We start from the raw sequence: 26,145 nt of genomic DNA, 5'->3' as shown, positions 1-26,145 counted from the left end.
GAGAAGGTACTCATGCCCTCCCACTCCTTCACCCTCAACGGCAAACCGGTCACCGTCGAGGCCCCCGCCGACATGCCCCTGCTGTGGGTGCTGCGCGATCTGCTGCACGTCACCGGGCCCAAGTACGGCTGCGGAGTCGGCGTCTGCCGCGCCTGCACGAGCCATCTCGACGGGGAGGAGATCCAGCCCTGCGTCGTCGAGGTCAAGGAGTGCGCGGGCCGCGAGGTCACCACCATCGAGGGGCTGGCCGAAGGCGACACCCTGCACCCCGTGCAGCGGGCCTGGATGGACTGCGACGTCTCCCAGTGCGGCTTCTGCCAGCCCGGGCAGATCATGGCCGCCGCGGCCCTGCTGAAGCGGACGGCCCAGCCGACCGACGCCGACATCGACCGCATCGAGAACGTCTGCCGCTGCGGCACGTACGCCCGGATCCGCGAGGCGATCAACAAGGCGGCCTCGGAAATCACCCCTTGAGTGGCCCGGCTCACATGGCCAGACGGCTACGGCACCGACACCATGGTGCACGTCACCGGCAGGCTGAAGGGAGCGGCGATGTTCCGCAAGGTACTGGTCGCCAACCGTGGTGAGATCGCGATCCGGGCATTTCGCGCCGGCTACGAGCTGGGCGCCCGGACGGTCGCGGTCTTCCCGCACGAGGACCGAAACTCGCTGCACCGGCTCAAGGCCGACGAGGCCTACGAGATCGGCCTGCCCGGACATCCGGTGCGGGCGTATCTCTCCGTCGAGGAGATCGTGCGCGCCGCCCGCAAGGCCGGTGCGGACGCCGTCTACCCGGGGTACGGATTCCTGTCCGAGAACCCCGAGCTGGCGAAGGCCTGCGAGGAGGCGGGCATCACCTTCGTCGGGCCGGACGCGCACACCCTGGAACTGACCGGCAACAAGGCCCGCGCCGTGGCCGCCGCCCGCGCGGCCGGTGTCCCGGTGCTCGGCTCCTCGGCGCCCTCCAACGACGTGGACGAACTGGTCCGCGCCGCCGAGGAGGTCGGCTTCCCGGTGTTCGTGAAGGCGGTCGCCGGCGGTGGCGGACGCGGTATGCGGCGGGTCGAGGACCCGGCCACCCTGCGCGAGTCCATCGAGGCCGCCTCCCGCGAGGCGGCGAGTGCCTTCGGCGATCCGACCGTCTTCCTGGAGAAGGCCGTCGTCGACCCCCGCCACATCGAGGTGCAGATCCTCGCCGACGGCGAGGGCAACGTCATCCACCTCTTCGAGCGCGACTGCTCCCTCCAGCGCCGCCACCAGAAGGTCATCGAGCTGGCCCCCGCGCCCAACCTCGACCCGGCCCTGCGCGACCGCATCTGCGCCGACGCGGTCCGCTTCGCCCGCGAGATCGGCTACCGCAACGCGGGCACCGTCGAGTTCCTGGTCGACCCCGCGGGCAACCACGTCTTCATCGAGATGAACCCGCGCATCCAGGTCGAGCACACGGTCACCGAGGAGGTCACCGACGTCGACCTCGTCCAGGCCCAGCTGCGCATCGCCGCCGGCGAGACCCTCGCCGACCTCGGCCTGTCCCAGGAGACGGTGAAGCTGCACGGCGCGGCCCTCCAATGCCGTATCACCACCGAGGACCCCGCCAACGGCTTCCGCCCGGACACCGGCCGCATCAGCGCCTACCGCTCGCCCGGCGGCTCCGGCATCCGCCTCGACGGCGGAACCACCCACGCGGGTACGGAGATCAGCGCGCACTTCGACTCGATGCTGGTCAAACTCACCTGCCGGGGCCGGGACTTCAAGACCGCGATCGGCCGGGCCCGGCGTGCCGTCGCCGAGTTCCGCATCCGCGGTGTCGCCACCAACATCCCGTTCCTGCAAGCCGTGTTGGACGACGCTGACTTCCAGGCCGGGCGGGTCACGACGTCGTTCATCGAGCAGCGCCCGCACCTGCTGACCGCCCGCTCCTCCGCCGACCGCGGCACCAAGCTGCTCACCTACCTGGCCGACGTGACGGTGAACAAGCCGCACGGCGAGCGGCCCGACCTGATCGACCCGACCACCAAGCTTCCCCCGCTGCCCGCCGGTGAGCCGGCCGCGGGATCCCGGCAGCGGCTGGTCGAGCTGGGCCCCGAGGGCTTCGCGCGGTGGCTGCGCGAGTCGCCGACCATCGGCGTCACCGACACCACCTTCCGCGACGCCCACCAGTCCCTGCTCGCCACCCGGGTGCGCACCAAGGACCTCCTCGCGGTCGCCCCGGCGGTCGCCCGCACCCTTCCCGAACTGCTCTCCCTGGAGTGCTGGGGCGGGGCCACCTACGACGTCGCGCTGCGCTTCCTCGCCGAGGACCCGTGGGAGCGGCTCGCCGCGCTGCGCGAGGCCGTCCCCAACATCTGTCTCCAGATGCTGCTGCGCGGGCGCAACACCGTCGGCTACACCCCGTACCCGACCGAGGTGACCGACGCCTTCGTGCAGGAGGCCGCCGCCACCGGCATCGACATCTTCCGCATCTTCGACGCCCTCAACGACGTCGGCCAGATGCGCCCCGCCATCGACGCCGTACGCGAGACGGGCACCGCGATCGCCGAGGTCGCCCTCTGCTACACCTCCGACCTGTCCGACCCGAACGAGCGCCTGTACACCCTCGACTACTACCTCCGCCTCGCCGAGCAGATCGTCGAGGCGGGCGCGCACGTCCTTGCCGTCAAGGACATGGCGGGACTGCTGCGCGCACCGGCCGCCGCGAAGCTCGTGTCGGCGCTCCGGCGGGAGTTCGGGCTGCCGGTGCACCTGCACACCCACGACACCGCGGGCGGCCAGCTCGCCACCTACCTGGCCGCGATCCAGGCGGGCGCGGACGCGGTGGACGGCGCGGTCGCGTCCATGGCGGGCACCACCTCGCAGCCCTCCCTCTCGGCGCTGGTGGCCGCGACCGACCACTCGGAGCGCCCCACAGGGCTCGACCTCCAGGCCGTCGGTGACCTGGAGCCGTACTGGGAGAGCGTCCGGAAGATCTACGCCCCCTTCGAGGCGGGCCTCGCCTCCCCGACCGGCCGCGTCTACCACCACGAGATCCCCGGCGGCCAGCTCTCCAACCTCCGTACGCAGGCTGTCGCGTTGGGCCTCGGCGACCGGTTCGAGGACATCGAGGCGATGTACGCGGCCGCCGACCGCATCCTCGGCCACCTGGTGAAGGTGACCCCGTCGTCCAAGGTGGTCGGCGACCTCGCCCTGCACCTGGTCGGCGCCGGCGTCAGCCCCGACGACTTCGAGGCGAGCCCGAACCGCTACGACATCCCCGACTCCGTCATCGGCTTCCTGCGGGGCGAGTTGGGCACCCCGCCCGGCGGCTGGCCGGAACCCTTCCGCAGCAAGGCACTTGAGGGCCGCGCCGCCGCCAAGCCCGTGCAGGAGCTGTCCACCGAGGACCGCGACGGCCTGGAGAAGACCCCCCGCACGACCCTCAACCGCCTTCTCTTCCCCGGCCCGACCCGCGACTACGAGACCCACCGCCAGGCCTACGGCGACACCAGCGTCCTGGACAGCAAGGACTTCTTCTACGGTCTGCGCCCGGGCACGGAGTACGCCGTCGACCTCGAACCCGGCGTCCGGCTCCTCATCGAGCTGGAGGCCGTCGGCGAGGCCGACGAACGCGGCCTGCGGACCGTGATGTCCACGCTGAACGGGCAGTTGCGGCCGATCCAGGTCCGCGACACGGCCGCCGCCTCCGACATCCCGGTCACCGAGAAGGCGGACCGGGCCAACACCGGCCATGTCGCCGCGCCCTTCGCCGGCGTCGTCACCCTCGCGGTGGCCGAGGGCGACGAGGTGGCGGAAGGCGCGACCGTCGCCACGATCGAGGCGATGAAGATGGAGGCCTCGATCACGGCGACGAAGGCCGGGCGGGTGTCCCGGCTCGCCATCAACCGCATCCAACAGGTGGAGGGCGGCGACCTGTTGGTCGAGATCGGCTGACGGTCAGTCCTGCCGAGCCGCTGCCGCCAGGGCCTTGAACGCCTCCCACCGCACCCGGGGGCGTTCGAGGCCCCGGCGCTCCAGATAGCGGTTCGTGGCCTGCTTGGTGTGGCGCAGCAGTCGTACCGTGTCGCTCGGCCGTCCCGAGCCCATCGGCTCGACCACCTTCTCGGGCACCAGCACCCAGCCGTCACCGGTCTCCCGCAACTCGCCCCGGACGAGGGCGTTCCGCATGTTGTTGATCTTCTCGTCGTGCCGGTGCACCAGCAGGGAGGCGGGACCCGGCTTCGCGGCGCAGTCGGACGGGACCTCCACCGCGAAGCCGTCCGCGGTCGGCACCGGCCGGGTCCTGGCGAGCACGGGCGCGCCGGAACCGTCGCGGGCAGCCAGCACCGCCGTCGGGAAACGGGCCAGCTGGGCGGCGCCCAACAAGGGGCTGTCCACGGCCGGCCCGAGACCGTGGACCGGCGCCAACGGGGCGCGGACGACGACCTGTTCGGGCGTGACGGTGATCAACAGCCGCAGGTAGTACCACTCCGTGAGCCGTCTCATCGGGGCCGCGAGATACGAGCGGCTGTGCGGCTGCCGCTCGAAGAGCATCCGCCAGTAGTCCTCGGCGCCCTCGGGACCCGTCATGACGGTGTCGGGGCACTCGGCCCGGCCGCCGACGAAGATCTGCGGGGCGTGGTCGAGACCGCTGCCGGTGGGGTCGGAGAAGAGCAGGGCGACGCGCGGGTCGCGGCGCACGTTCAGCGCCTTCTGCGCGAAGGCCAGGGACGTGGTCACCAGCAGCGTCCCGTCCTCGCGGCGCCACGCGGCCGTCGGCCACACCAGCGGTGTGCCGTCCCGGCCGAGGGTGACGAACTCGCAGGTCCGGTAGGCGCGCAGCACACCGGGAGGGGCGGAGTCGAGTACGTTCACGTCTGCTTGCTCCAACGATCGTTCACGGCAATGGCGCTCGCAGCCTCCCGGCTTCCGCTTGGCACCGGCTTGGCGTCCGCTTGATGCCCCTCCCAACCGGCCCTGACCAGCCCGTTTATCGTCCGTTGAACGGCTGGAACGACGGCTCGGGTAGATTCCCGCGGCGTGCTGCGTATTCGAGTCCTGGGGTCACCGGGCGCCGACCTCGCGGGGAACCCGGTCCCGTTGGGCGCTCCGCGGCAGCGCGCTGTCCTCGCCCTCCTGATCGTGGCCCGGGGCAGCACCGTGCCGGTCGAACGGATGGCGGACGCGCTGTGGCGGGGCACGCCGCCGGCCAAGGCCGTCGTCTCCCTGCACACCTACGTGTCGAACCTGCGCCGGTCCCTCGAACCGCGGCGCCCCCCGCGCACCCCGGCGACCGTCCTGGTCACCGCCCCGCCCGGCTACGCACTTCGGCTCCCCGCCGACGCGGTGGACGCCTGGCGGTTCGAGGCCCAACTGGCCCGGGCCCGCCACGCACCCGCCGAGGACGCCCGCGCACTCCTCACCGAGGCGCTCGCCTGGTGGCAGGGCCCGGCCTTCGCGGAACACGCCGACGAGGAGTGGGCCGCTCCCGAGGTGGCCCGCCTGACCGGACTCCGCGCCGAGGCCCGCGAACTCGCCGTCTCCGCCGACCTGCGCACCGGCCGCGCCGCCGAGGCGGCACCGGCGGCCGAAGTCCTCGTACGCGAAAGCCCGTTGAGGGAGGAGGGTTGGCGCCTCCTGGCGCTCGCCCAGTGGACCTGCGGCCGTCAGGCGGACGCCCTCGCGGCGGTGCGCCGTGCGGCGGGCGTGTTGCGGGAGGAACTGGGCTGCGATCCGGGTCCCGCCTTGGCGGAGGTCGAGCGGGCGGTGCTGCTGGGGCGGGTCGATGTGCTTCGGGGGTTGGTGGAGGCGGGAGCCGGGACGGCGGCGGGGCGTCTGTTGCCGGTGAGTGTGCGTGGGGGGTGGACGGGCGGGTCGGGTTCGTCGGTGGACGGAGGCGGGGGCGGGGGCGGAGGCGGGGGTGGCGCGGCTGCGTTGGGGCCTGGGCGCGGGTTCGGGAACGGGCTTGCGGCGCCGGCGTCTGTGCTGGGGGGCGGGACTGGGAGTGGGATCGGCTCGTCTGCGTCTGCGTCTGCGTCTGCGGCTGTGGTTGGGGACGGGTCTCGAAGTGGGGTTGCCACGCCTGCGTTCACACCTGGGCACTTGTCTGGGAGAGGCCGGGGCGCATCCGAGTTCACACCTGGACGGGCGTCCGGGAGCGAGCTCGGGCCGCTCTCGCTCCCGTCCGCACACGGTTCCGCGAGTGGGCTCGCCACGCCCGGGTACGTGTCCACGCCCGCGTACGTGCCCGGAAGCGCGCTCGTCCCTGCCGAGGGCCTTCACGACGGACCGCTCGCCCCGATCCGGGCCACACCCACGCCCTCCCTTGACATGGCCCGCGATGGGCATGACCTCTTCGTCGGCCGGGAGCGGGAGTTGAGGGCTCTGGACGCCGCCGCGCAGGCGGCCCTGCCGCGTGGTGGGGTCGTGCTGGTGGGTGGGGAGGTCGGTGCGGGGAAGTCCGCGCTGCTCGACCACTTCGTCGGCCGGTTGCGGGCCGGCGGATGGCGGGTGGTCGTCGGGCGCTGTCCGCAGTACGAGGGCGCGCCGCCCGCCTGGGCCTGGGTGGAGGCGCTCGGGGCGCTCGCCCGGGATCTGCCGCCGGCCCGGCCCGAGGAGTTGGCGGTGCTGCTGCGCGAACCGGAGGACACCGCCACCGCCAGCCGCGACGAGGCGACCGCGGGACGTTTCCGCACGCACCGCGCGTTCGCCGCATGGCTGCGGACCGCGGCCGGTGCCGGGCCCCTCGCCGTCGTACTGGAGGACCTGCACCGCGCGGACGGCGAGACGCTCGCCCTTCTCGAAGCGGCGGCCGGCGTCACCGGCGTACCCCTGCTCACCGTCACCAGTCACCGCCCGGCCGAGATAGGCGAACACCTCCTCAAGACCCTCGCCGATCTCGCCCCCCGCGCCCCGCACCGGATCACGCTGGCCGGACTGTCGACCACGGACGTCGCCACCGTGGTCGATGCCGTCTGCGGCGAGACCGTGGACGCGAACACGGTGACCGCCCTCGCCGAACGCACCGGCGGCAACCCCTTCTACGTCCTGGAAAGCGCCCGCCTGCTGGCCAGCGAGGGCGCCCTGGTCGCCGTGTCGGAGGTCCCGCAGGGCGTGCGCGACGTACTGCGCAGACGCCTGGCCCTGCTGCCCGCCGACGCCCTGTCCACCCTCCAACTCGCCGCCGTCGTGGGCCTGGAGGCCGACGTGGCCCTGCTGGTCGACGCGGGTGCCATGGGCGGCACGAGCGGCACGGGCGCGCTGGACGAGGAGGCGGTGCTCGACGGGCTCGACGCCGCCCTCGCCGCGGACCTGCTCGCCGAGCCCGGGCCGGGGCGGGTGCGGTTCGTGCACGCGTTGGTCCGCGACACCGTGTACACCGACCTGTCCGGCGTCCGACGGGCCCGCCTGCACGCCCGGATCGCGCAGGCGCTGAGCCGTCACCGCCCCGACGATCTCGCCGCGCTGGCCCACCATTTCGCCCGCTCGGGCACCGCGGCGCACGCACCGCTGGCGGTCGACTACGCGCTGCGGGCCGCCGAGTCGGCGGAGCGGCGCTACGCCCACGACGTCGCCGTCGACCTGATCCAGCAGGCGATCGACGTGCACGCCGCCACTGACACCACCCGTGTCGCCAACGGCACCGACGCCTCCGACCGTGACGCTCAACTCGACCGCACAGTAGGGCTGTTGGTACGGCTGCTCGGCGCGCAGGTCCGGGCCGGTGCCACCGACGCGGCCCTGCACACCCGGCGGCGCGCGGTCGATCTCGCCGAACGCGCCGACCGGGGCGACCTGGTCGCGGCGGTCTACGGCGCCTGGACCGAACCCTCCCCGTGGCGCAGCAGGTTGGAGGGCTTCTACGACCGTACGGCCCTCGCCCGTCTGGAGCGGCTGACGTCCGATCCGGCTCTGGACGACCCGACCCGCGCGCGGGTGCTCCAGGTGCTCGTCGAGGCGGCCGCCGCCGTGGACGTGCCGCGCGCCCTGGACGCGGCCCACACCCAGCTGTCACTTGCCCGCGCGCACGGTGAACCGCGCCTGCTCGCCGCCGCGTTGATGACCTCGGCCAAGCTGCTGCCGCACGAGGCCAACGGCACGACCCGCACCCCGCTGGTCGCCGAACTGCGCCGACTCGCCGAGGACCACGACCTGCCCGCCTACCGCTGGACCTGCGAACACCTCGACGCCATGACCGCCGGCACCCGGGGCGACCCGGCCGCCGTCCGCCGCCACACCGATCAGGGCCTGGCCTTCGCCCACCGCTACGGGATGCTGTGGGCCCAGGGCCTCAACGCCGCGACCACCGCCATGCTCGCGACGATCGCGGGCCGCTTCGACGCGGCGGAGGCCGCCTACGCCGAGGCCGACGACCTGGGCCGCCGCGTCGGCGCCCGCCACGCCGCACGCCTGCGCACCCTGGGCCTGATCACCATCCGGCTCGCCCAGGGCCGCACGGCCGAGATCGAGCCCTTGATGCGGGAGGTGTACGACGCCGTGGGTGCCCCCGTCGGAGTTGCGCTCGCGCTCGGCCTGGCCCACCTCGGCAGACTCGACGAGGCGCGGGAAGTGCGGTGTCCCGAGGTGATCGTGACCGACCACCTCTACGGCATCGACCTCGACTTCCGCTCCCAACTCGCCGTCATGCACGGCGACATGGAGGCCGCGGCCGTCCTGGTCGAGCACCTGCTGCCGATCCGGAACCAGCTCGCCGGCGCGGCCGGTGCCGCCTACGCCACCCGACCGCTCGCCCACGCCCTCGCCGACCTGTACCGACTCCTCGGCGAGGACCGCGCCGCCGCCGAGCACTACGCCCTCGCCGAACGCACCGCCCGCGCCTGGTCCTCGACCCACCTCACCGCCGACGCCCGCCGTGCGGCCGAGGAGTTGGCCGCGGCCCAGGGCCGCCGACGGACCTTCGCGACGTAGGAGAAGAGTTCACGGAAGGGCGCCCGCGGGGGAGCGCGCCGCGTGGCGCAGGCGGGCCGCGTCCTGGCTCGGGGGCGCGCCGAACTGGCGGCGGTACTCGCGGCTGAACTGCGACGGGTTGTCGTAGCCGACGCGGTGGCCGACGCCGGTGACATCGCCCGGGTGGGTGGCGAGCAGCAGCCGGGCCTCCTGCAATCTGATCTGCTTCTGGAACTGGATGGGGCTCATCGCGGTGACCGCCTGGAAGTTGCGGTAGAAGGCGGAGACGCTCATACCGGACAGTCGCGCCACGTCCTCGACCCGGAAGGGCTGCGCGTAGTGCTCGCGGATCCAGCGCACGGCCCGGGAGACATGGCTGAGACTGCTGTCGGCGAGGCCGAGTTGGCGTACCGTCGCGCCCTGCTCACCGGTGATCAGGCGCCACAGGATCTCGCGCTTGACCAGCGGGGCCAGCACGGCCCGGTCGCGGGGCTCGTCGAGCAGGCGCAGCAACCGGACCACCGCGTCCAGCAGTGCGTCCGGGGCGTCACTGACGTAGATCCCCGACGAGGCGGCCCCGGCGGTCCGGGGCGCGTCGCCCGCCCCGGCCAGGAGCAGCAGCTCGGCGACGGCGGACGGCTCCAGCGTGAGGCCGAACCCCAGTGCGGGATGCTCGGGGTCGGCCCTCGTGAACTGCCCGGTGACGGGCAGGTCGACCGACGCGACCAGGTACTGCCCGGCGTGGTACTCGAACACCCGATCACCCAGCGCCAGGCGTTTGGCGCCCTGCGCGATGACCGCCAGGACCGTCCCTGACGTCGACGGCGCCGGCGGATCCGACCGGTCGACCTTCGAGATGAGCACCCCGTCGATGGCGGTGGTCCAGTCGGGCCGGGCATGCCGGTCCAGCAGGGTGCGGAGCTCTTCGAGGTGCATGGGGACAGTGCAGCACGATTGCGGGCCCTGAGTCCCGCGAGCGGGAGGATCGTGCAAGGACGGGGGAGCATCGTCGCGGGGCGGGCGCGCACTGCGGAGGGCGAGTGGCGCGCCTTCCGGAGGGTGGGTGTCGTACTCCCAGGAACGCGGCTCCTGCGAGAACCGTGGCCTGGTTGCCAGGGCGCCGGGCCGCGAGCGTGGAGCCATGAACACGAACGCGACACCTCACCCCTTCGTCGGCATGTGGGTGACGGCGGACGGGCACATCCGGCAGGAACTCCTCCCGAACGGGCGCTACGACGAGGCCCGGGGCAATCGGCCGAGTGCCTACACCGGCAGCTACACCGTCACCGGCAACCACATCGACTACGTCGACGACACCGGCTTCACCGCGACCGGTGACGTCCGGGACGGCGTGCTCTTCCACGAGCACCTCGTCCTGTACCGGGAGGGCGCCGGCCCCCGGGGGTGACGTCATGGAGAGCCTGGAACTGATCGTCGTCGTGTCCGTCGGCATGCTGGCGATGGGCCGGCTGTCGCGCCGCACGGGCGTCAGCGAACGGCTGCTGCTGCTCGGCGTCAGCGGCCTCTCGCGACGACACCCCTTAGGCTCGGACCTTCGTCCGTTTATCTCCCGTGGTTCGAGAGGTACTTGTCGCCGGTATGCGAGTAATGAGCCATCCCACGAGGCGTGCGCAGCTGTTCGTGCGGGCGGCCGCCCTGGCGACGGCGGCCGTTCTGCTCGGCGCCTGTGGCGACTCCGAGGCGGGGGCGCCGCCAAGTCCCTCGGGCAAGCCCGCGGTCCCCTCGTGCGTGATGTCGTCCGGGGACCTGTCGGCCGACATCGACGGCGACGGTCGAACCGACCGCGTCTCCGATCCCTCCCGCACCGGTGCGCGACTGACCGTGCAGTTCGGCGAGAAGGCCGGCTACGGGAAGCCGGTCGGGGTGCGGAAGCTGGTCGGTGGCTCCGGCGGCGGGGAGAAGGACGTGGTGGGGGCGGTCGCCGACTTCGACGGCGACGGGTGGAGCGACCTGGCCGTCGTGGCGACCGGGCAGAAGCAGGGCGACGACGCGATCAAGCCGAAGGTGGCCAAGCTGGTGTCGGGTCCCTTCTCCGCCTCCGGCCGGGGACAGCGGACCCGGAAGCTCGACCTCGTAGAGACCCGTGGGGTCTCCGTGGCCGACTTCAACCACGACTCCCACCCCGACCTCGCGGTGTTCTCCTACAACGGCGACGGCGTCTACCAGACGGAAGCCCGCCTCGGCAGCGCGGACACGGGCCTCACCGATACGTCCGAGGACTCGGCGGGATACACCAAGCACGTGTACGCGAGCAGACCGATCACCCTGCCTCCCGACGGCCTGAGCACGTTCTACCCGAAGTGCGGGAAGGCCGACGGCCAGGGATGAGGTGGTGATGGGCGGTACCGGGATGCAGGGAGTCCGCCGAGGACTCGCACCACCTGCCTGGGTGCGCCACACCTAGGGAAACGGCGGCCTGGTTGCGGCCGTCGCGCTGATCGAGGCTGGGTCCACAAGCCACTCGGCCCAGTCTCAGCGCCTCCCGAAAGGGGCCCCTCATGAACGCCAACGACACCACCAGCGCCGGCCTTCTCGAACAACTCCGACGCCGGTCCACCGACCCGCGTCGGCGCATCCTCTTCACCGGCGCGACCGTCGTCACGATGGACCCGGAGCTGGGCATCCTCCACAACGGCGACCTGCTCGTCGAGGGCGACACCATCGCCGCGATCGGGCCGGGCCTGGGCGCGGAGACCGTGGCGGGCGCGGTGGTCGTCGACGCCTCCGGGACGATCCTGGCTCCCGGTTTCGTCGACACCCACCGGCACGCGTGGGAAGCCCAGTTGCGCCGGATCATGCCCGACGTCGACGACCTCGGCGGCTACGTGATGACCACGCTCGCCGGCTACGCCACCGTCTACCGCCCGGAAGACATGTACATCGGTACGAAGCTGGCGGCCCTGACCGCGCTCGACAGCGGCATCACCACCATGCTCGACTTCTCCCACAACTCCCGTACCCGCGAGCACTCCGACGCGGCGATCGAGGCCCTGCGCGACACCGGCATCCGGGGCGTCCACGCCTCCATGGGCCCGCACTTCGGGGAGTGGGACCGCCAGTGGCCGGCCGACCTGACGCGCCTCAAGGACCGGTACTTCGGCAGCGACGACCAGTTGCTCACCCTCCGCCTGGCGACGCTGGCCACCGACGAGATCGCCGGACCGGCCCTCGCCTACGGCCCCGAACTCGCCCGCACCGCGGCTGACTTGGGCATCGGCGTCAGCGTCGACGCGGTCTTCGGCAAGGCATCCTCGGAAGCCGTGCTGTCCTGGGCCGAGCACGGCATCCTCGGCCCCGACGTCACCCTCATCCACGCCACCGGCCTGACCGCCGAGGCGTGGAGGGCGATGGGGGAGTCGGGCACCACGGTCGCCCTCGCCCCCACCTCCGACGCGCAGATCGGCCTGGAGACGGCGATCCCCGCAGTGGACGAGGCACTCGCCGTCGGCATCCGCCCCGGCCTGAGCATCGACGTCGAAGTCGCCCTCGCGAGCGACCTGTTCACGCAGATGCGGGCCCTGCTCGCGATCCAGCGGATGCGCGCGGTCAACGCCGCGTACGGCACGGGCGGCGGCCTCTCCCGCATCACCACGCACGACGTCCTGGACTTCGCCACCCTCCAGGGCGCGCGCACCAACGGCCTCGGCGACGTCACCGGCTCCCTCACCCCCGGCAAGAAGGCCGACCTGGTGGTCGTCCAGGCCGAGGACTTGAACAACATGCCCCTCAACGACCCGATCGGCACACTGGTGTTGGGCTCCGACGCCCGCAACATCACCGCCGTCCTGGTCAACGGCCGCCCCCGCAAGTGGAACGGGGAGGTTCTCGACGTGAACCTCCCCGCCCTGCGCGCCGAGGTCAGCGCCTCCCGCAGCTACGTGCTCAGTTCGACGCAGCCGTGAGCGCCCCGAGCGCACTCGCCTGCGTACGCCAGTCGGTCTGGTTGGGGCTGGTGCCCGCCCATCGCTGACCGAGGGCGTTGAGCGAGCTGCGGTCTCGCGCCCACAGCGTGTCCGCCTGCTTCTGGACGTAGTTCTGGTAGGCAGCGGCACCGGTGGCCTTCGCGAGGTCGGCGAAGTGCCGCATGAAGATGCCCTTGAACTGCTTCTGGTTGTCGTCGCAGGACGCCGAGCCGACGTCACAGGACTCGGTGAGCACCCCGCCGACGGTCAACCGCGAGCTGGAGATGGCGGCATCGGCCAGCGTGCGGGCGGTGGTCAGGTAGGAACCGTCCCCGGTCGTCCGCCACAGTTCGGTGAAACCGCCGATGGCCAGTCCCTGGTTGTAACTCCACACGGTGGAGCCGTTGTTGGCGCAGGACGAGGTCAGTCCGTCGTTCACCAGACCCGCCGAGTCGATCATCCCGCTGGACCGGTACCAGGCGGCCGACGTCTTCGCCCGTTGGAGCCACACCGTGTCGCCAGGGATGCGCTGGTGCAGGGCCGTGGTCAGCCACAGGTACTGCCCGTTGGTCACCGCGTTCTTGTACGTGCGCTCACGGTCCCACCACACGCCACCACCACAACTGCCGGTGTCCCAGTACTGCTGGACGTAATTGGCAATGGTGACCGCCTCGTTGAGATACCGGGAGTCGCCGGTGTAGTCGTACGCGTCGAGCCACGCGATGGCCCACCAGGCCGAGTCGTCGATGGCACGGCTGATGAAGTGCCCCTCGATCGCGTCCGAACTGCGCGTGCCGGCCGCGAAGACACCCTTGTTCCGGTCGAAGGTGCGCGCGATGACCCAGTCGTAGTCGTGCGTGCCCGTGGTCTTCGCGAAGTCGATGAGGGAGGTGAGCGTGGCGGCGGAGTTCCACCAACTGCTCGGCCACCAGCCGTTGTAGGGGTCGTACGAGGCCATCAGCGCGTCCGCCGCGGCGCGCGCCCTGGTCGGCACGGGCCTGACCCACGCGGTGCAGCTGCCCTCGTTGTGGCTCGCCTCCCGGCCGCACGCCCGGACCGCGCCGCCGTAGAGGAGACCGCGCGGGTCGCGGGTCGCGTACAGGGCGGTACGGGTGCCGGTGGCGCCGGACGGGGTGCTGGTACGGCCGCGGGAGGAGCCGTCCGGCCAGGTCGAGCCGCCGTCCCAGGAGCGGTCGAGCCAGATCTCGTCACCGGCGCCACCGGACTCGATGCTCGCCCAGGCCATCGCGTTCTTCTGGTCGACGTGCAGCCGGATCGTGCGGCCGTACAAGGTCGTTGAGGGCACTGGCTGGTCGTCGCCGGCCGCCTGGCCCGCGCTCGTACCGTCGCAGAGGGTGTCGCAGACGGTGGGGTAGGCCCAGTTCGTGCAGCCGACGCCGGCCGCGTCGCCGCAGGCCCGGACCAGTCCGCGGCGGTGGTTGCGCGGGTCGGTGATGTTGTGCATCAGCGTCCTGGTGCCGGTCCAGGAGCTCGGGACACTCGCCTTGCCGAGCAGTCCTTCCCAGGTGGCGCCGCCGTCCCAGGAACGGTCCAGCCACACCCAGTCGCCGGTCACGGCGTTGTCGATGCTGGCCCAGGCCATGTCGTCGGCGTCGGACACGTGCAGTTCGAGGCGTCGGCCGTTGAGGTCCTTGTTCGGCACTGGAAACGTTTCCTGTACAGCCTGCGAAGGGTCCAGTGTGTCGCAGGACAGCACGCACACCTGGGTCGCGGCGGACGCGGGTGACGCGGCCGGGACGAGGGCCGCGAACGCGAGGGCGGCCGGCAGCAGGAAGGTGAGGAGCCGCATTCTGACAACGATGTCGAATCTGTGTGAGGACACCGGGAACTCGCCTCGATTTCAGAGTGGGGGGACGCCGGTCGGGTCTCACTGAGCCAGGAGAAAGGGGCACTGGTCCATACCTGTAGGGAGGCAGTGAACCGGCTCGGTGGGGTGCTGTCAATGTCTCCAACGAGAGTGATTCCAGGGGTGGTTCACACCGGCTGTGACGGGTTGACACCCCGTTGCGGGGCGCACATCATCGGTGGAACTTCGGCGAGGCGCCTCGCACATCCACTGCTTCATGAACTCCCGACCTTGGTCGGCAAAATTTTGAATCGATTCAAACACCTCATCCCTCATCCGGACCCGGGAGGTACCCATGCGGCGCCGCCGCCCCCTGCTGATCCGATCCCATCCACCGCGCGCGCTCGGCCTCGCCGCAGTCGTGGCCGCCGCACTGCTCACGGCTCCCGCGCCCGCCACCTCCGCGGCCACCTCGACGTCCGCAACGGACGTGCGCCCGGCGGCCGTTGCCGCCCCGAACTACTCGCCGACCTCGCGCACCGTCAAGCCGACCGCGATCTACCGCACGTCCGGCAGCGTCGCGAATCCGCAGAACGTCCTCAACGGTCAGTCGACGCGGATCTCCGGCTCGCAGTCGGCCATCACCCTCGACTTCGGCAAAGAGGTCGGTGGTGTGACAACGTTGTCCTTCGGTAGTACGAGCGACGGCGGCCAGCGGGTCGGCCTGGCCTTCAGCGAGTCGTCCCTGTACGTGGGCAACAACAGCGACCGCAGCAGCGGACGCGACGGCGAGGACGGCGCGCTCTACACGACGGCCTCCGCGAACGGCACCTACACGGTCCCGACCGCTCAACAGCGGGGCGGCTTCCGCTACTTGACCGTCTTCCTGGACACCTCGGGCTGGGTCGACCTCAAGGGCGTCAGCCTCAACTTCACCGCGGCTCCGGGCAAGGCCAACCCGGCGGACTACGCCAACTACTTCTCCTCCAGCGACGAGCTGCTCAACCGCATCTGGTACGCCGGTGCGTACACCGTGCAGCTCAACACCATCGCCTCCAACCAGGGCCGCGCCTGGCCCCCGCCGTCCTCGGCATGGGACAACGGCGCGACCGTCGGCGTGGGCGACTCGGTCCTGGTCGACGGCGCCAAGCGCGACCGCACGGTGTGGCCGGGCGACATGGGCATCGCCGTACCCACGCAGTACGCGTACTCCAACGACCTCGTCTCGACCCGCAACGCGCTGACCACGATGTTCAACGCGCAGTCGGCGGCGGGTGAAATCCCTTGGTCGGGTCCGCCGTTCAACCTCACCGGCTCGGACACCTACCACACCTGGACCCTGCTGGGGACGTCCACGTACTACACCTACACCGCCGACCGGGCATGGCTGGACTCCGAATGGGCCGACTACAAGCGCGGGATGGCCTTCATCACCAACAAGATCGACGGCAACAACCTGCTCAACGTGACCCGCACCCAGGACTGGGCCCGGGTCGGTCAGGGCGGCGAGAACATCTCCGCCAACGCGCTGCTGTACGCGGCGCTCAGGGGCGGTGCCACACTCGCCACGGCCGAGGGCGACAGCGCGCTCGCCGCGAGCTGGAACAGCAAGGCCGCCGCCATCAAGTCCGCGGCCAACTCCCTGCTGTGGGACGCCGCGAAGGGCATGTACAAGGACAACCCCACCAGCGGTCTGTATCCGCAGGACGGCAACTCCCTCGCCGTCTGGTACGGGTTGACCGACTCCGCCGCCAAGTCGAAGAGCGTCATTGCCGGGCTCGGCAAGAACTGGGGCATCTACGGCCCCGCCACTCCTGAGTGGGGTGGCAACGTTTCCCCCTTCGCCGGGGGCATGGAGCTCAACGCCCGCTTCACGGCCAACGACGACTACACCGCCCTGGACCAGATCCGCCGCACCTGGGGTCACATGCTGACCACCGACATCGGCACCAGGAGCACCTTCTGGGAGGGCGTCAAGGCCGACGGCGGTCTGGCGTACGGCGGTTCGTTCATGAGCCTGGCCCATGGCTGGTCCACCGCGCCCACCTCGACGCTCACCTTCGACGTGCTGGGCACCGCACCCGAGTCGCCGACCGGCGCCTACCGCTTCGTCCCGCACCCCGGCGACCTGACCAGCGCCGAGGGCCGCATCACCATGCCCCAGGGCGCGGTCAACGCCTCCTGGTCCCGCGACCCGGCCGCCGGCACCTACGCGGCCCACCTGACCAGTCCGTCCGGCTCCACCGGCCGCATCGGCGTGCCGAAGTTCGGCGGCGGCAACATCACGGTGACCGTGAACGGCGCCGCCGTATGGCGCGACGGAACCTTCACGCCCACCTCCGGCATCACCGGCGCGAGCCAGGACGACACCTACGTTTACTTCACCGGCGTCGCCCCCGGCAGCTACACCGTGGCCGCCACCGGCCTGGGCAACCCGGCACCGCCCGCCGACCCCGGCACCGGTGCGTTGCGTCCCGGCTTCACCCGGTGCGCGGGCGAGGGCGGCACCTGCTCCTTCAGTGGCACCCGCTCGGTGGCCTACGGGGCCGGGACCTACGTCTACAAGACGGTGACCGGCAGCGCCAGTTGCGGCAACGACTCCTTCGGCGGCGACCCGGCGGAGAATCTCGTCAAGTCCTGCTACGTCGCCGACGTGGGCGGCCCGCCCGGATACACCGCGTGCGCGGCCGAGGGCGGCACCTGCGCCGTCCCGGGCTACAACCGCGATGTCGCCTACGGTGCCAACGGCAACTTCGTCCACCAGGTCACCAAGGGCTCCGTGGACTGCTCCAACGCCCACTTCGGCGATCCCGTCGACGGTGTCGCCAAGTCCTGTTACCTGCCACCCGACGGAGCGCCGGCCGGCGGCTGGACCAAGTGCGCTTCGCAGAACGGAACTTGTGCGGTCGTGGCGGGACAGCCGGTGATGTACGGCGCCTTCGGGGCGTTCGCGAAGATCACCGCCACCGGCGACACCCCGTGCACCGACGCCGTGTTCGGCGACCCCATCTCCGGTGAGTCGAAGGCCTGCTACACCGCCACCGGCGGCCCGGTCGGCTACGGCACCGCCTGCGCCGACGAAGCCGGGACCTGTTCCTTCGGCGGACAGCGGACCGTCGCCTACGGCGCGAGAGGCGCCTTCGTCTACAAGGCCCTTACCGGTAGCGCGAGTTGCTCGACGGCGGTATTCGGCGGCACGGACCCGCTGCCCGGCGTAAGAAAGGGCTGCTACCTGACCTCCTGACCCCCTGAGGGGATGACGAAGGGACCGGTCATCGACAACGGCGTCGGTGGCCGGTCCCTTCCTCGGTCAACAGGTCAACAGGTCAACACGTCGGCAGGTCAGCTGGCCGGCACGGTGTCCTCGAACGTGGTGCCTGCGCCCCGGTACGCCGTCACCTTGGCGGCGACCTGGGCCGGCGTGAGGACCTGGTCCTTGACGTGCAGGACGTAGTCGACCTGCTGGTCGTAGGCCCGCGCGGTGGAGCTGCTCAGGCCGCCGAAGTCGATGAGCCACTGGTTGAAGTTGATCGACATCGGCCGCTCCGGCAGATACGCGGCGTCGTGCGTGCCGAACAGCTGCCCGTCGATGTAGTACTTGATGGAGCTGTTGTCGATGGTCAGCACCAGGTCGTGCCAGCCGTTGTAGCTCTGCCGGCCCTCGGTGTGCTGGTTGACCGCCACCCACGGGTCGGCCTGGTAGGTCTCCCAGGACGTCGTGTAGAGGATGTTGGACGGCTCGCCCCAGCCGCCGTTGGGCAGGTACTCGAAGTCGTACTCGGCGTAGTCGTCCGCCATCGGCGCCGTGAGGTCGTTGATGGTGAAGAACGTCTGGACGAGGTGGTCGCCGTCCGGACCGTACTTGGGCGCGTCGTTGAACTTGACCCGGGCCGCGTAGGTGCCGTTCTTGAACTTCCGCGCGTTGGTGAGGACTTCGGTCTGCTTGGTGCTCTCGCCGGTGCCGGAGGTCGAGGTCTCCAGGTTCATGATGGAGTTGCCGCTCGTGGTGGCGAAGGTGACCTTGTCGGGCGCCCAGGTGGCACCGGAGACGCCGGGGCCGCCGGAGTTGGAGCGCACGCTCCAGCCGTGCGAGGAGATCCTCGGGTCGCTGTAGCCGGTGTAGTTGAAGTCGTCGAACAGTGTGGCGCCGCTCGCCGGCGGGTCGGTCGGCGGGTCCGTGGGCGGGTTCGTCGGGTCGTTGCCCGCCGGAGCCTGGCCCCACAGGGTGGCGCCTGCCAGCTGCGCCGTGACTTTGGACCAGTCGCCGTACGAGGTCTGCGAGGCGCCGAAGGAGTAGTCGTCGCTCTGCTTCAGCGAGGCCCAGTTGGACTGGTAGAAGCGCAGTTGCATGTCACCGGTGTCGGCGCCCGGGGCGAGCGAGCCGGCGCCGGAGGTGAAGCCGATCTCCAGGTAACGGTCGGCCGTGGCGGTCGGGTTGGCGAGGGTGCCGAAGGTTCCCGTGACGTTGGCGCAGCCCTTCACGGCCCAGGAACAGGCGAAGCGGTAGGCCGCGCTCGCCGAGTCCGCCTTGAAGTAGTAGCGGATCCTGACGTTCGCCAACTGCACCGTGGTGGTACCGGTGTTCCTCACCTTGAACCAGGGCTCCGCCTGGTCGGCGGTGGCTCCGGTGGCGCTCGTGCGGTACTGGACGCTGAGTCCGTCGCCGGCCGCGCTCGCGGTGGCCGGGAGTGCGGTCAGCGCGGCGGCGCCCAGGGCGACCGCCACGGCGGCGGACGCGGTGGCGCGCAGCCGGTTCTTGGTGAGTCTCATCGTTGTTCCTCTCCAGAAAGGTGGGGGTGATTCCCGGAACGGACAGGTCAGGAGCGGTGCTTGAGGTGGTCTCCGGGGTCGCTCTCAGGGGTGGCGGTTGACGCCGAGCGCGTCGAGCCGGGCGGTGTGCGCGCCGAGGCGGGAGCGGAAGTCGGGCCACTCGGTCGCGCCGCTCCAGGAGCGGTCGGCGAGGGCGCACAGGCGCGGGTAGGTGAGGTACTCGATGTGGGCGGGCGTGGTGACGAACTCCGTCCACAACTGGGCCTGGGTGCCGAGCACCCGCCCGGCCACGTCCGGGTCCGCGTCCTCGGGCACGGGGTCGTGGGCATGGACCGCACGCAGATCGACGACCGTGCCGGGCTGGGCAGGCGGCTCGTGGGGGTCCTCGGACTGGGCGTGGTCGAGGTAGGTGGCCCGGTGGTACGCGTTGATGACCGGATGGCCGCGGCGGGCGGCGTTGAGGGTGTGGGACGCGTCGCGCCAGGTCATCACCGTGAAATCCAGGGGCAGTTCGGCACCGGTCTCGGCCCAGCCGACCGGCCTGCGACCGCGCCGGACCAGGAACTCGCCGATCTGCCCGAGGAACCAGCCGTGCAGGGACTCGGGGTTCGACAGGCCTTCGGCGGCGGCTCGTCGGCGTGCGGCGGCACTGTGCTTCCACTCGGTGGTGGGGCACTCCTCGCCGCCGATGTGGATGTACGGGGAGGGGAAGACGTCCATGACCTCGTCGAGGACGGTGCGGCAGAAGTCGAGGACCTCGTCGTGGACCCCGAGGACGGTGTCGCACACGCCCCAGCGCGTCCAGACGTCGAGGGCGCGGTCCGGGTCGTTGCCCAGTTCGGGGTAGGCGGCCAGGGCGGCCCGTACATGTCCGGGCATCTCTATCTCCGGCATGACGGTGACACCGCGCGCCGCCGCGTACCGGACCAGACCGGTCAGTTCTGCCCGCGTGTACGACCCGGTGTGCGGGAGGCCGTCGTACCTGCCGGTGCCGGCCGGGCCCTGCTGGGTCTCGGCGCGACGGCCGCCGATCTCGGTGAGCTTGGGCCGGGCGGAGACCGGCATGCGCCAGCCCTGGTCGTCGGTGAGATGCAGATGGAACACGCTGATCTTGTGCAGGGCCAACAGGTCGACGTACCGGCGCAGATAGGAGACGGGCTGGAAGTGACGGGCCACGTCCAGCATCGCGCCCCGCCAGGGGTGACGGGGGTGGTCGGTGATCTCGGAGCACGGCAGCAGCCACGGCGTATCGCCCTGCGGAGTCTCCGACAGGGCTTGCGGCGGCAGGAGTTGACGGATCGTCTGAATCCCGCGCAGCAGACCGGTGAGGTGCGCTGCGCGCAGCAGCACGGCGTACGGGGCGACGGTGAGGACGTATCCCTCCTCGCCCAGCGTGCCGAGGCCGGCGTCGATCGCCAGCTTCAGCTGACCGTTCGGGGACGGTCGCAGGGCCAGTCCGGTGGCGGGGGCGAGCAGAGTGCGCAGCAGCTGTGCGGCCGGTTCGGTGCCCGCGCCGATGCTGAGTTCGGTGTCGGCGTCGAGCGTGAAGTACCCGGGCCGCAGCACGGTCTTTGCGGGGCGGGGGACGAGGGTGAGGACGGACCGGTGTGCAGGCATGGATCGTCTCCGGAAACGGGGTCGCGGGGGACTTGACCACCTGACCAGTGAAGTCCACTGGACAGCTCACCTCTTGATGTGGGGATGAAGGTGGCATAGACCAATACACGCGTCAACCCCTCGTACTGCGAAGGGATTTGGCATGCGGGTCGGTCGAGATCCGGACGATCACCGCTCGGTGGTGGTTACACTTCCCCGGCCGGCAGGGCGATTGCGGGTGACCACTGGTCAAGTGGTTAACTGGGGATTCCGTGCACGAGGGAGTTGCGACATGAAGGCCGACGAACCAGGTGCGGTGCTCAAGCGCGAACGTGTTCGCGACTTCATCCTCGACCTCGTCGAGTCGCACCGCCCGGGGGACGCGATCCCCTCCGAGCGTTCCCTCTGCGCCCAACTCGGCGTCTCTCGCCCGACCCTGCGCGCGGCGGTCGACGAACTCGTCGTGGCGGGCCTGCTGATACGGGAACACGGGCGCGGCATGTTCGTGGCGCCCGAGAAGATCACGCAGGAACTGGTCGCCGGCCGACAGACCATGACGGTTCCTCAGGCCGCCGGGACCTGGTCGAGCCGCCTGCTGGAGTTCACCACCATCCCGGCGGGCGCGCGCGTCGGCCGCAAGCTGCGCATCTCCCCGGCCGCCGACATCGTGTACGTGGCCCGGCTGCGACTGGTCGACGGCGCCCCGATGGCCGTCGAGCACCTGCACATCAAGGCCGACCTGGTCCCCACGCTGTCCGCCCGGGAGCTGGAGACGGGCGACCTGTACGAGCACCTGCGCGAACAGCACGGCGTGCACGCCCATGAGGCCGTCCAGGCGATCGAGCCGACGGTCGTCACCCGGGCCGAGGCCGAACTGCTCGACGTGCCCGAGCTGTCCCCGGCCCTGCTCTTCGAGCGGCTCACCACGGACACCGCGGGCCGGCCCGTCGAGTACGTCCACTCGATCTACCGAGGCGACCGCTACCGCATCGTCTCCCGGCTCACCCTCGGCCCCTCGGTCGCGGAGCCGGCGGACCGGCTCGGCCACCACCCCGGCATCCCCCCGGGCGACTTCGCCCACCGCGACACGATCGCGTCGTCCACGCGGGGGGACATCCAGTCGGCGCAGTGAACTGCCGCTGGGCGGGCGGTGGTTACGGTTCCGGGGGAGGTTGACTACAGCTCTCCGGGGCGGCCGTAGCGGTAGAAGTAGGGTCCGCCGATGTCACCGGCGATCGCGCGGGCCAGTCCGGAGCTGTCCTCCAGCAGCCGTGCTCCCGGGTCGAGGTCACCGACGTAGACCGGGTCGAAGCCGGTGTCGCTGATGAGCCGCGCGGTGATGTCCTTCGCGTCCGGCTCGGCCGCGTACAGGTTGCTCGGAGTGACGCGCTGGGTGCCGATCTGGTCGTACGAGGCGGCGAAGACCGTGTTGAACGACTTCGCGGTGGGACCGCCGATGATCGACTTGACCTGGTGCGCGAGCGAGGGGAAGGCCTCGTCGCGGTCTGCGTAGAGGTTGGTCGCGTCAATGGTCACCTGGCCGTCGAGCCCGGTGACGCCCTGGAGCGCCTCGGCGATGAGGGTGCCCGGGACGGCCACGACCACCACATCGGCGTCCGAGGCGTCGCCCCCGTCCCGCCCCAGCGTCCTGACCTGATGCCCGGCCTTCTCCCAGAGCCGGGCCAGGCCGCCGCCGACATGTCCTCGTCCGATCACCGTGATGTTCATGCCGGGCCCTCCGGTCCGCCGGGAGTTTCATTGACGTATCAACAAAACACCAGGGATGTTGTCGTGTCAACCAATGCCGCCGGGGCGGGGGAGGAGCAGCACCCGGCTGTTCCTCCCCCGCCCTGACGGGACCCGTACGGGACGGATCTCAGACGGCCTGCGCGGTGGGCAGGATGGTGATCTCGGTGAGGTTGACGTGGCGCGGTACGGCGGCCATGAAGGCGACGGTCTCGGCGACGTCGGCGCTCTGCAGCACGTCGATGTCGTGGATGAGGTCGGCCATCAGCTTTGAGGCGTCGGGGTCCGTGACGTGGTCGGGGAGCTCGGTGTCGACCATGCCGGGCTCGATGGTGGCCACGCGGACCATCTTCGGGCCGAGCTCGGTCCGCAGCAGCCGGGTGAGGTGGCTGATGTAGGCCTTGGTGCCGGAGTAGACCGAGAACTTCGTCAGGATGCGGGTGGCCGCGATCGACGAGGTGTTGATCAGGTCGGCCGGCCTGCCCGCGGCGGCGGAGTCCGTCAGGTGGGGGAGGAACGCGGCGATCACGTGCATCAGGCCGCTGATGTTGAGGTCGATCTGGCGCTGCCAGTCGTCGACCTTCAACTCCTCGATGCCGGAGATGAGTTGGACACCGGCATTGTTGAACACCAGGTCGGCCTTGCCGAAGCGCTCGGCGACCTGATCGGCGGCGGCCTGGACGGCGGCACGGTCGGTCACGTCGACGGCCAGGGCGAGCGCGGTGCCGCCGGCGGCCTCGATGTTCTTGACCACACCGTCAAGACGCTCCTTGCGTCGGGCCAGTACGACGACGGTGGCGCCGAGTTCGGCGAGGCGTTCGGCGGTGACGGCACCCATACCGCTGGAGGCGCCGGAGACGACGGCGACGCGGCCGGACAGGGGGGTGCCGGTGAGCAGGGCGGCAGACATCACAAAACCTCGATCTCTTGGATGCGAACAGCGATGTTCGATGGTGGGATTGACGGTGTGTCAGGGGCGCTACGGCATGCGTCAGGCGGCGTCGTCGTGCGCGGTGGCCGCGGACTTCTCGCGCCACGGGGCCAGATCGTCCTGCACCTGCCGGTACTTGACGTCCAGCCGCTCCAGGGTGTCGCGGCCCAGGTAGAGGTGCGTGGGCAGCTTCTCGGTGCCGGCGACCTCGACGATGAGCGCCGCGCCCCGGACCGGGTCACCGAGCTGGGCGTGGTTGGCGCGGTCGATCCAGTCCAGCGTGACGTGCGCGGGGGTGTCGTCGTAGTCGGCGATGCGCGTCGCGGCAACGGAGAGTGAGCTGGAGTCGAGGAAGTCGGTGCGGAAGACGCCCGGTTCGACCACCATCGACTGGATCCCGAACGGCGCCATCTCGGCGGAGAGCGCCTCACTGATACCGGCGACCGCGAACTTGGACGCGGAGTACAGGCTGACACCGGGCTCGCCCTCGAAGCCCGAGCGGGAACCGATGTGCACGAGCTTGCCGGAACCCTGCTCGCGCATCACGGGCAGGACGGCGCGGGTGACGTTGATCAGGCCGAAGACGTTGAGGTCGAACAGTGAGCGGGCCTCCGCGTCACTGATCTCCTCCAGCGCGCCGAGCAGACCGCGGCCGGCGTTGTTCACCAGGACGTCGATACCGCCGAAGCGCTCCACGGCGGCCTCGACCGCCCGCGGGATGCTGTCGTTGTCCGTGACGTCCAGGGCGACCGCGAAGACCTGGTCGGACTTCTTGAGATCGTCGGGCACCCGCTCCGGATTTCGCACGGCGACCACGACATTGTTACCGCCGGCCAGTGCGGCGCGGGCGATTTCCGCGCCGATTCCACGGGAGGCGCCGGTGACAAACCACGTAGCCATGGGAAAAACCTCTTTCGTCGCTTCCCCCGGCGGGGGATTTTCCTGTTGACGTAAATGAGTCTGTCCCTTGGCCGTGGAGCTATGAAGGCAGCGGTTTTCCTGGGTGTCCCACACCCAGGCACGGGCGACGGTCCGCGCAGTCGGTGACATGTCAACAATCTGCTACGGTGAGGCCATGTCCGAACCTCGATGGCTCACCCCTGACCAGGCCGAGGTCTGGGCCAAGTACCGCAGGGTGCGCCGCGAGCTGCAACGGGCCCAGGAGCAGCAGTTGCTGCGGGATTCGGGGCTGTCGGCGGCCGACTACGCGCTCCTGGCGCCCCTGTCGGAGTCCGCCGACGGCGTGCTGCGGGCGCGGGAGCTGGGCTCCGAGGTCGACTGGGAGCGCAGCCGGCTGTCCCACCAGATCAGCCGCATGGAGAAGCGCGGCCTCGTCACGCGCGAGGCCTGCGTCGACGATGCCCGTGGCTCGATGGTGCGCATCACGGAAAAGGGCCGGGACGCGATCGAGGCCGCCGCGCCCGCGCATGTGGAGACTGTGCGACGACTCGTTTTCGATCCGCTGGCACCCGACGAGATACGTGTTTTCGGTGATGTTCTGGACCGAATACTGGGTGCTGTCGAAGAGAATTCCTGACAGTCGGAGGGAATGCCCGGGAAAGCCCGCGATCTTAGTGGGTTCCGCGCGCTCGATTCTGCTGGTGCGGTCCCTCGGACGCGCTGACGGAACCCAGCAGGGCCAGGCCGTCCGCCGAGGGCGACCCCGGCTCCGCCTGCAGAATGATCAGCTGCTGCCCCGGCGCGCTGCGGATGGCCAGGGCCTCGTGCCGCAGCTCCAGGTCGCCCACCACGGAATGGTGCATCCGCTTGACCTCGTAGGGCGGGACCCGTGTGTACTCACGCGCCCACAGCGAGCGGAACTCGCCGCTGCGCACGGACAGTTCGCCGACCAGCTCAAGGATGCGGGGATCCTCGGGCGTACTCGCGGCGGTCTGCTGAAGATCGGCGACCGCGCGATGCTTGGCCCGCTCCGGGCTCCGGTAGAAGGTCTTCGCCGCGGGGTCCAGGAAGAGCATGCGCAGCACGTTGTCGTGCTGGGCGAAGTCCCGGTAGAGGGCGTCGGCCAGGGCGTTGGTGGCCAGCAGGTCCTGGGCGTGGCCGATGACGAAGGCCGGTGTCCCGGTCCAGCTCTCGATCAGCTGCCGCAGATGCGGGCGGACCCGCTCGACCCGGGAGGGCGGCTTCGTCCGACGACCCGCCGGCCGCGCCAGCCGGAACAGCTCCCTGCGCTCCTCGTCCGCCAGCCGCAGCACGCGGGCCATGGCGTCCAGCACCCGGACCGAGGGGGTGAGTTCGCGGCCCTGCTCAAGGCGGCTGTAGTAGCCCGGACTGACCCCCGCCAGCGCCGCGACCTCGTCGCGCCGAAGTCCGGGCACCCTGCGGCGGCCCGTGGTGGGCAGCCCCGCGTCGGCGGGAGTGATGCGTTCCCTGCGGGAGCGGAGAAACTGACCCAGCCCTTCAACGGAGTCAGGGGGCGTGTCCTTGTACATGCCTTCGAGGCTAGGCAGAGAACGCCTGGATAAGGGCTGCGG

The 26,145-nt window shown here is 70.9% G+C and carries 18 protein-coding genes; 9 read left to right on the top strand and 9 right to left on the bottom strand.

Annotated features, from left to right (window positions below; all coding sequences use genetic code 11):
- Window positions 1-12 precede the first annotated feature (12 nt).
- Together ACIQI8_RS36920 and ACIQI8_RS36915 are read left to right on the top strand one after the other, a co-directional pair.
- On the top strand, window positions 13-474 hold the full coding sequence (locus ACIQI8_RS36920) for a (2Fe-2S)-binding protein (protein ID WP_402360750.1): 462 nt from the start codon (window positions 13-15) through the stop codon (window positions 472-474).
- 78 nt (window positions 475-552) lie between these two features.
- Window positions 553-3,927: a pyruvate carboxylase gene (locus ACIQI8_RS36915; protein WP_402360747.1), complete on the top strand. Its 3,375-nt coding sequence runs from the start codon at window positions 553-555 to the stop codon at window positions 3,925-3,927.
- A 3-nt stretch (window positions 3,928-3,930) separates the two neighbouring features.
- Here ACIQI8_RS36915 and ACIQI8_RS36910 read toward each other — a convergent pair whose 3' ends face one another.
- Window positions 3,931-4,848 carry a pyridoxamine 5'-phosphate oxidase family protein gene (locus ACIQI8_RS36910; RefSeq protein ID WP_402360744.1) on the bottom strand — a complete coding sequence of 306 codons (918 nt, stop codon included), beginning with the start codon at window positions 4,846-4,848 and terminating at the stop codon, window positions 3,931-3,933.
- A 300-nt stretch (window positions 4,849-5,148) separates the two neighbouring features.
- Between ACIQI8_RS36910 and ACIQI8_RS36905 the strand changes: the two genes are divergently transcribed.
- Window positions 5,149-8,901, top strand: coding sequence for a BTAD domain-containing putative transcriptional regulator (locus tag ACIQI8_RS36905; protein WP_402361348.1), 3,753 nt, complete (start codon window positions 5,149-5,151; stop codon window positions 8,899-8,901).
- A gap of 9 nt (window positions 8,902-8,910) precedes the next feature.
- Here ACIQI8_RS36905 and ACIQI8_RS36900 read toward each other — a convergent pair whose 3' ends face one another.
- Window positions 8,911-9,816 (bottom strand): AraC family transcriptional regulator N-terminal domain-containing protein, encoded by a 906-nt coding sequence (locus tag ACIQI8_RS36900; RefSeq protein WP_402360741.1) that lies wholly within the window; start codon window positions 9,814-9,816, stop codon window positions 8,911-8,913.
- A gap of 205 nt (window positions 9,817-10,021) precedes the next feature.
- On the opposite strand from ACIQI8_RS36900, the gene ACIQI8_RS36895 reads away from it, so the two are divergent.
- The 3 genes from ACIQI8_RS36895 (at window position 10,022) to ACIQI8_RS36885 (ending at window position 12,803) form a co-directional block, all read left to right on the top strand.
- The gene (locus ACIQI8_RS36895; RefSeq protein ID WP_402360738.1) at window positions 10,022-10,288 is read left to right on the top strand and encodes an Atu4866 domain-containing protein; all 267 of its coding nucleotides are present in this window, start codon (window positions 10,022-10,024) and stop codon (window positions 10,286-10,288) included.
- A gap of 200 nt (window positions 10,289-10,488) precedes the next feature.
- Window positions 10,489-11,229, top strand: a complete 741-nt coding sequence (locus ACIQI8_RS36890; protein ID WP_402360735.1) for an FG-GAP repeat domain-containing protein — start codon at window positions 10,489-10,491, stop codon at window positions 11,227-11,229.
- Window positions 11,230-11,399: 170 nt separating this feature from the next.
- Window positions 11,400-12,803, top strand: a complete 1,404-nt coding sequence (locus tag ACIQI8_RS36885; RefSeq protein ID WP_402360732.1) for an amidohydrolase family protein — start codon at window positions 11,400-11,402, stop codon at window positions 12,801-12,803.
- Here ACIQI8_RS36885 and ACIQI8_RS36880 read toward each other — a convergent pair.
- Window positions 12,784-14,613, bottom strand: a complete 1,830-nt coding sequence (locus tag ACIQI8_RS36880) for a glycoside hydrolase family 76 protein (RefSeq protein ID WP_402360729.1) — start codon at window positions 14,611-14,613, stop codon at window positions 12,784-12,786. The two genes, ACIQI8_RS36885 and ACIQI8_RS36880, sit on opposite strands and share 20 nt — an antisense overlap.
- 352 nt (window positions 14,614-14,965) lie before the next feature.
- On the opposite strand from ACIQI8_RS36880, the gene ACIQI8_RS36875 reads away from it, so the two are divergent.
- Window positions 14,966-17,854, top strand: a complete 2,889-nt coding sequence (locus tag ACIQI8_RS36875) for an MGH1-like glycoside hydrolase domain-containing protein (RefSeq protein ID WP_402360726.1) — start codon at window positions 14,966-14,968, stop codon at window positions 17,852-17,854.
- A gap of 98 nt (window positions 17,855-17,952) precedes the next feature.
- Here the strand turns inward: ACIQI8_RS36875 and ACIQI8_RS36870 are convergent, their stop codons facing one another.
- Both ACIQI8_RS36870 and ACIQI8_RS36865 read right to left on the bottom strand, forming a co-directional pair.
- Window positions 17,953-19,380 (bottom strand): cellulose binding domain-containing protein, encoded by a 1,428-nt coding sequence (locus tag ACIQI8_RS36870; protein ID WP_402360723.1) that lies wholly within the window; start codon window positions 19,378-19,380, stop codon window positions 17,953-17,955.
- Between the two features lie 84 nt (window positions 19,381-19,464).
- On the bottom strand, window positions 19,465-20,997 hold the full coding sequence (locus ACIQI8_RS36865; RefSeq protein ID WP_402360720.1) for a beta-N-acetylhexosaminidase: 1,533 nt from the start codon (window positions 20,995-20,997) through the stop codon (window positions 19,465-19,467).
- A 271-nt stretch (window positions 20,998-21,268) separates the two neighbouring features.
- On the opposite strand from ACIQI8_RS36865, the gene ACIQI8_RS36860 reads away from it, so the two are divergent.
- A complete protein-coding gene (locus ACIQI8_RS36860) occupies window positions 21,269-22,108 on the top strand; it encodes a GntR family transcriptional regulator (protein WP_402360718.1) in 840 nt (279 codons plus the stop codon).
- A gap of 44 nt (window positions 22,109-22,152) precedes the next feature.
- Here the strand turns inward: ACIQI8_RS36860 and ACIQI8_RS36855 are convergent, their stop codons facing one another.
- The 3 genes from ACIQI8_RS36855 to ACIQI8_RS36845 all read right to left on the bottom strand — a co-directional run bounded on the left by ACIQI8_RS36855 (window position 22,153) and on the right by ACIQI8_RS36845 (window position 24,553).
- Window positions 22,153-22,704 (bottom strand): dinucleotide-binding protein, encoded by a 552-nt coding sequence (locus tag ACIQI8_RS36855; RefSeq protein WP_402360715.1) that lies wholly within the window; start codon window positions 22,702-22,704, stop codon window positions 22,153-22,155.
- A gap of 148 nt (window positions 22,705-22,852) precedes the next feature.
- Window positions 22,853-23,635, bottom strand: coding sequence for an SDR family oxidoreductase (locus tag ACIQI8_RS36850; RefSeq protein WP_402360712.1), 783 nt, complete (start codon window positions 23,633-23,635; stop codon window positions 22,853-22,855).
- Window positions 23,636-23,713: 78 nt separating this feature from the next.
- Window positions 23,714-24,553 carry an SDR family NAD(P)-dependent oxidoreductase gene (locus tag ACIQI8_RS36845; protein WP_402360709.1) on the bottom strand — a complete coding sequence of 280 codons (840 nt, stop codon included), beginning with the start codon at window positions 24,551-24,553 and terminating at the stop codon, window positions 23,714-23,716.
- Window positions 24,554-24,728: 175 nt separating this feature from the next.
- Here ACIQI8_RS36845 and ACIQI8_RS36840 point away from each other — a divergent pair, with 175 nt between their 5' ends.
- Window positions 24,729-25,190 carry a MarR family winged helix-turn-helix transcriptional regulator gene (locus tag ACIQI8_RS36840; RefSeq protein ID WP_402360706.1) on the top strand — a complete coding sequence of 154 codons (462 nt, stop codon included), beginning with the start codon at window positions 24,729-24,731 and terminating at the stop codon, window positions 25,188-25,190.
- A 34-nt stretch (window positions 25,191-25,224) separates the two neighbouring features.
- Here the strand turns inward: ACIQI8_RS36840 and ACIQI8_RS36835 are convergent, their stop codons facing one another.
- A complete protein-coding gene (locus ACIQI8_RS36835; protein ID WP_402360703.1) occupies window positions 25,225-26,103 on the bottom strand; it encodes a helix-turn-helix transcriptional regulator in 879 nt (292 codons plus the stop codon).
- Between the last annotated feature and the right edge of the window lie 42 nt (window positions 26,104-26,145).

The sequence above is a fragment of the Streptomyces sp. NPDC092369 genome, from assembly GCF_044755245.1.
Lineage (GTDB): Bacteria > Actinomycetota > Actinomycetes > Streptomycetales > Streptomycetaceae > Streptomyces.
This window is presented reverse-complemented; position numbering and strand designations above follow the sequence as displayed.

Coding starts and splice junctions, on each gene's coding strand:
- ACIQI8_RS36920 (WP_402360750.1), top strand. CDS start 13: ATGCCCTCCCACTCCTTCACCCTCAACGGCAAACCGGTCACCGTCGAG.
- ACIQI8_RS36915 (WP_402360747.1), top strand. CDS start 553: ATGTTCCGCAAGGTACTGGTCGCCAACCGTGGTGAGATCGCGATCCGG.
- ACIQI8_RS36905 (WP_402361348.1), top strand. CDS start 5,149: ATGGCGGACGCGCTGTGGCGGGGCACGCCGCCGGCCAAGGCCGTCGTC.
- ACIQI8_RS36900 (WP_402360741.1), bottom strand. CDS start 9,816: ATGCACCTCGAAGAGCTCCGCACCCTGCTGGACCGGCATGCCCGGCCC.
- ACIQI8_RS36895 (WP_402360738.1), top strand. CDS start 10,022: ATGAACACGAACGCGACACCTCACCCCTTCGTCGGCATGTGGGTGACG.
- ACIQI8_RS36890 (WP_402360735.1), top strand. CDS start 10,489: ATGAGCCATCCCACGAGGCGTGCGCAGCTGTTCGTGCGGGCGGCCGCC.
- ACIQI8_RS36885 (WP_402360732.1), top strand. CDS start 11,400: ATGAACGCCAACGACACCACCAGCGCCGGCCTTCTCGAACAACTCCGA.
- ACIQI8_RS36880 (WP_402360729.1), bottom strand. CDS start 14,613: ATGCGGCTCCTCACCTTCCTGCTGCCGGCCGCCCTCGCGTTCGCGGCC.
- ACIQI8_RS36875 (WP_402360726.1), top strand. CDS start 14,966: ATGCGGCGCCGCCGCCCCCTGCTGATCCGATCCCATCCACCGCGCGCG.
- ACIQI8_RS36870 (WP_402360723.1), bottom strand. CDS start 19,380: ATGAGACTCACCAAGAACCGGCTGCGCGCCACCGCGTCCGCCGCCGTG.
- ACIQI8_RS36865 (WP_402360720.1), bottom strand. CDS start 20,997: ATGCCTGCACACCGGTCCGTCCTCACCCTCGTCCCCCGCCCCGCAAAG.
- ACIQI8_RS36860 (WP_402360718.1), top strand. CDS start 21,269: ATGAAGGCCGACGAACCAGGTGCGGTGCTCAAGCGCGAACGTGTTCGC.
- ACIQI8_RS36855 (WP_402360715.1), bottom strand. CDS start 22,704: ATGAACATCACGGTGATCGGACGAGGACATGTCGGCGGCGGCCTGGCC.
- ACIQI8_RS36845 (WP_402360709.1), bottom strand. CDS start 24,553: ATGGCTACGTGGTTTGTCACCGGCGCCTCCCGTGGAATCGGCGCGGAA.
- ACIQI8_RS36840 (WP_402360706.1), top strand. CDS start 24,729: ATGTCCGAACCTCGATGGCTCACCCCTGACCAGGCCGAGGTCTGGGCC.
- ACIQI8_RS36835 (WP_402360703.1), bottom strand. CDS start 26,103: ATGTACAAGGACACGCCCCCTGACTCCGTTGAAGGGCTGGGTCAGTTT.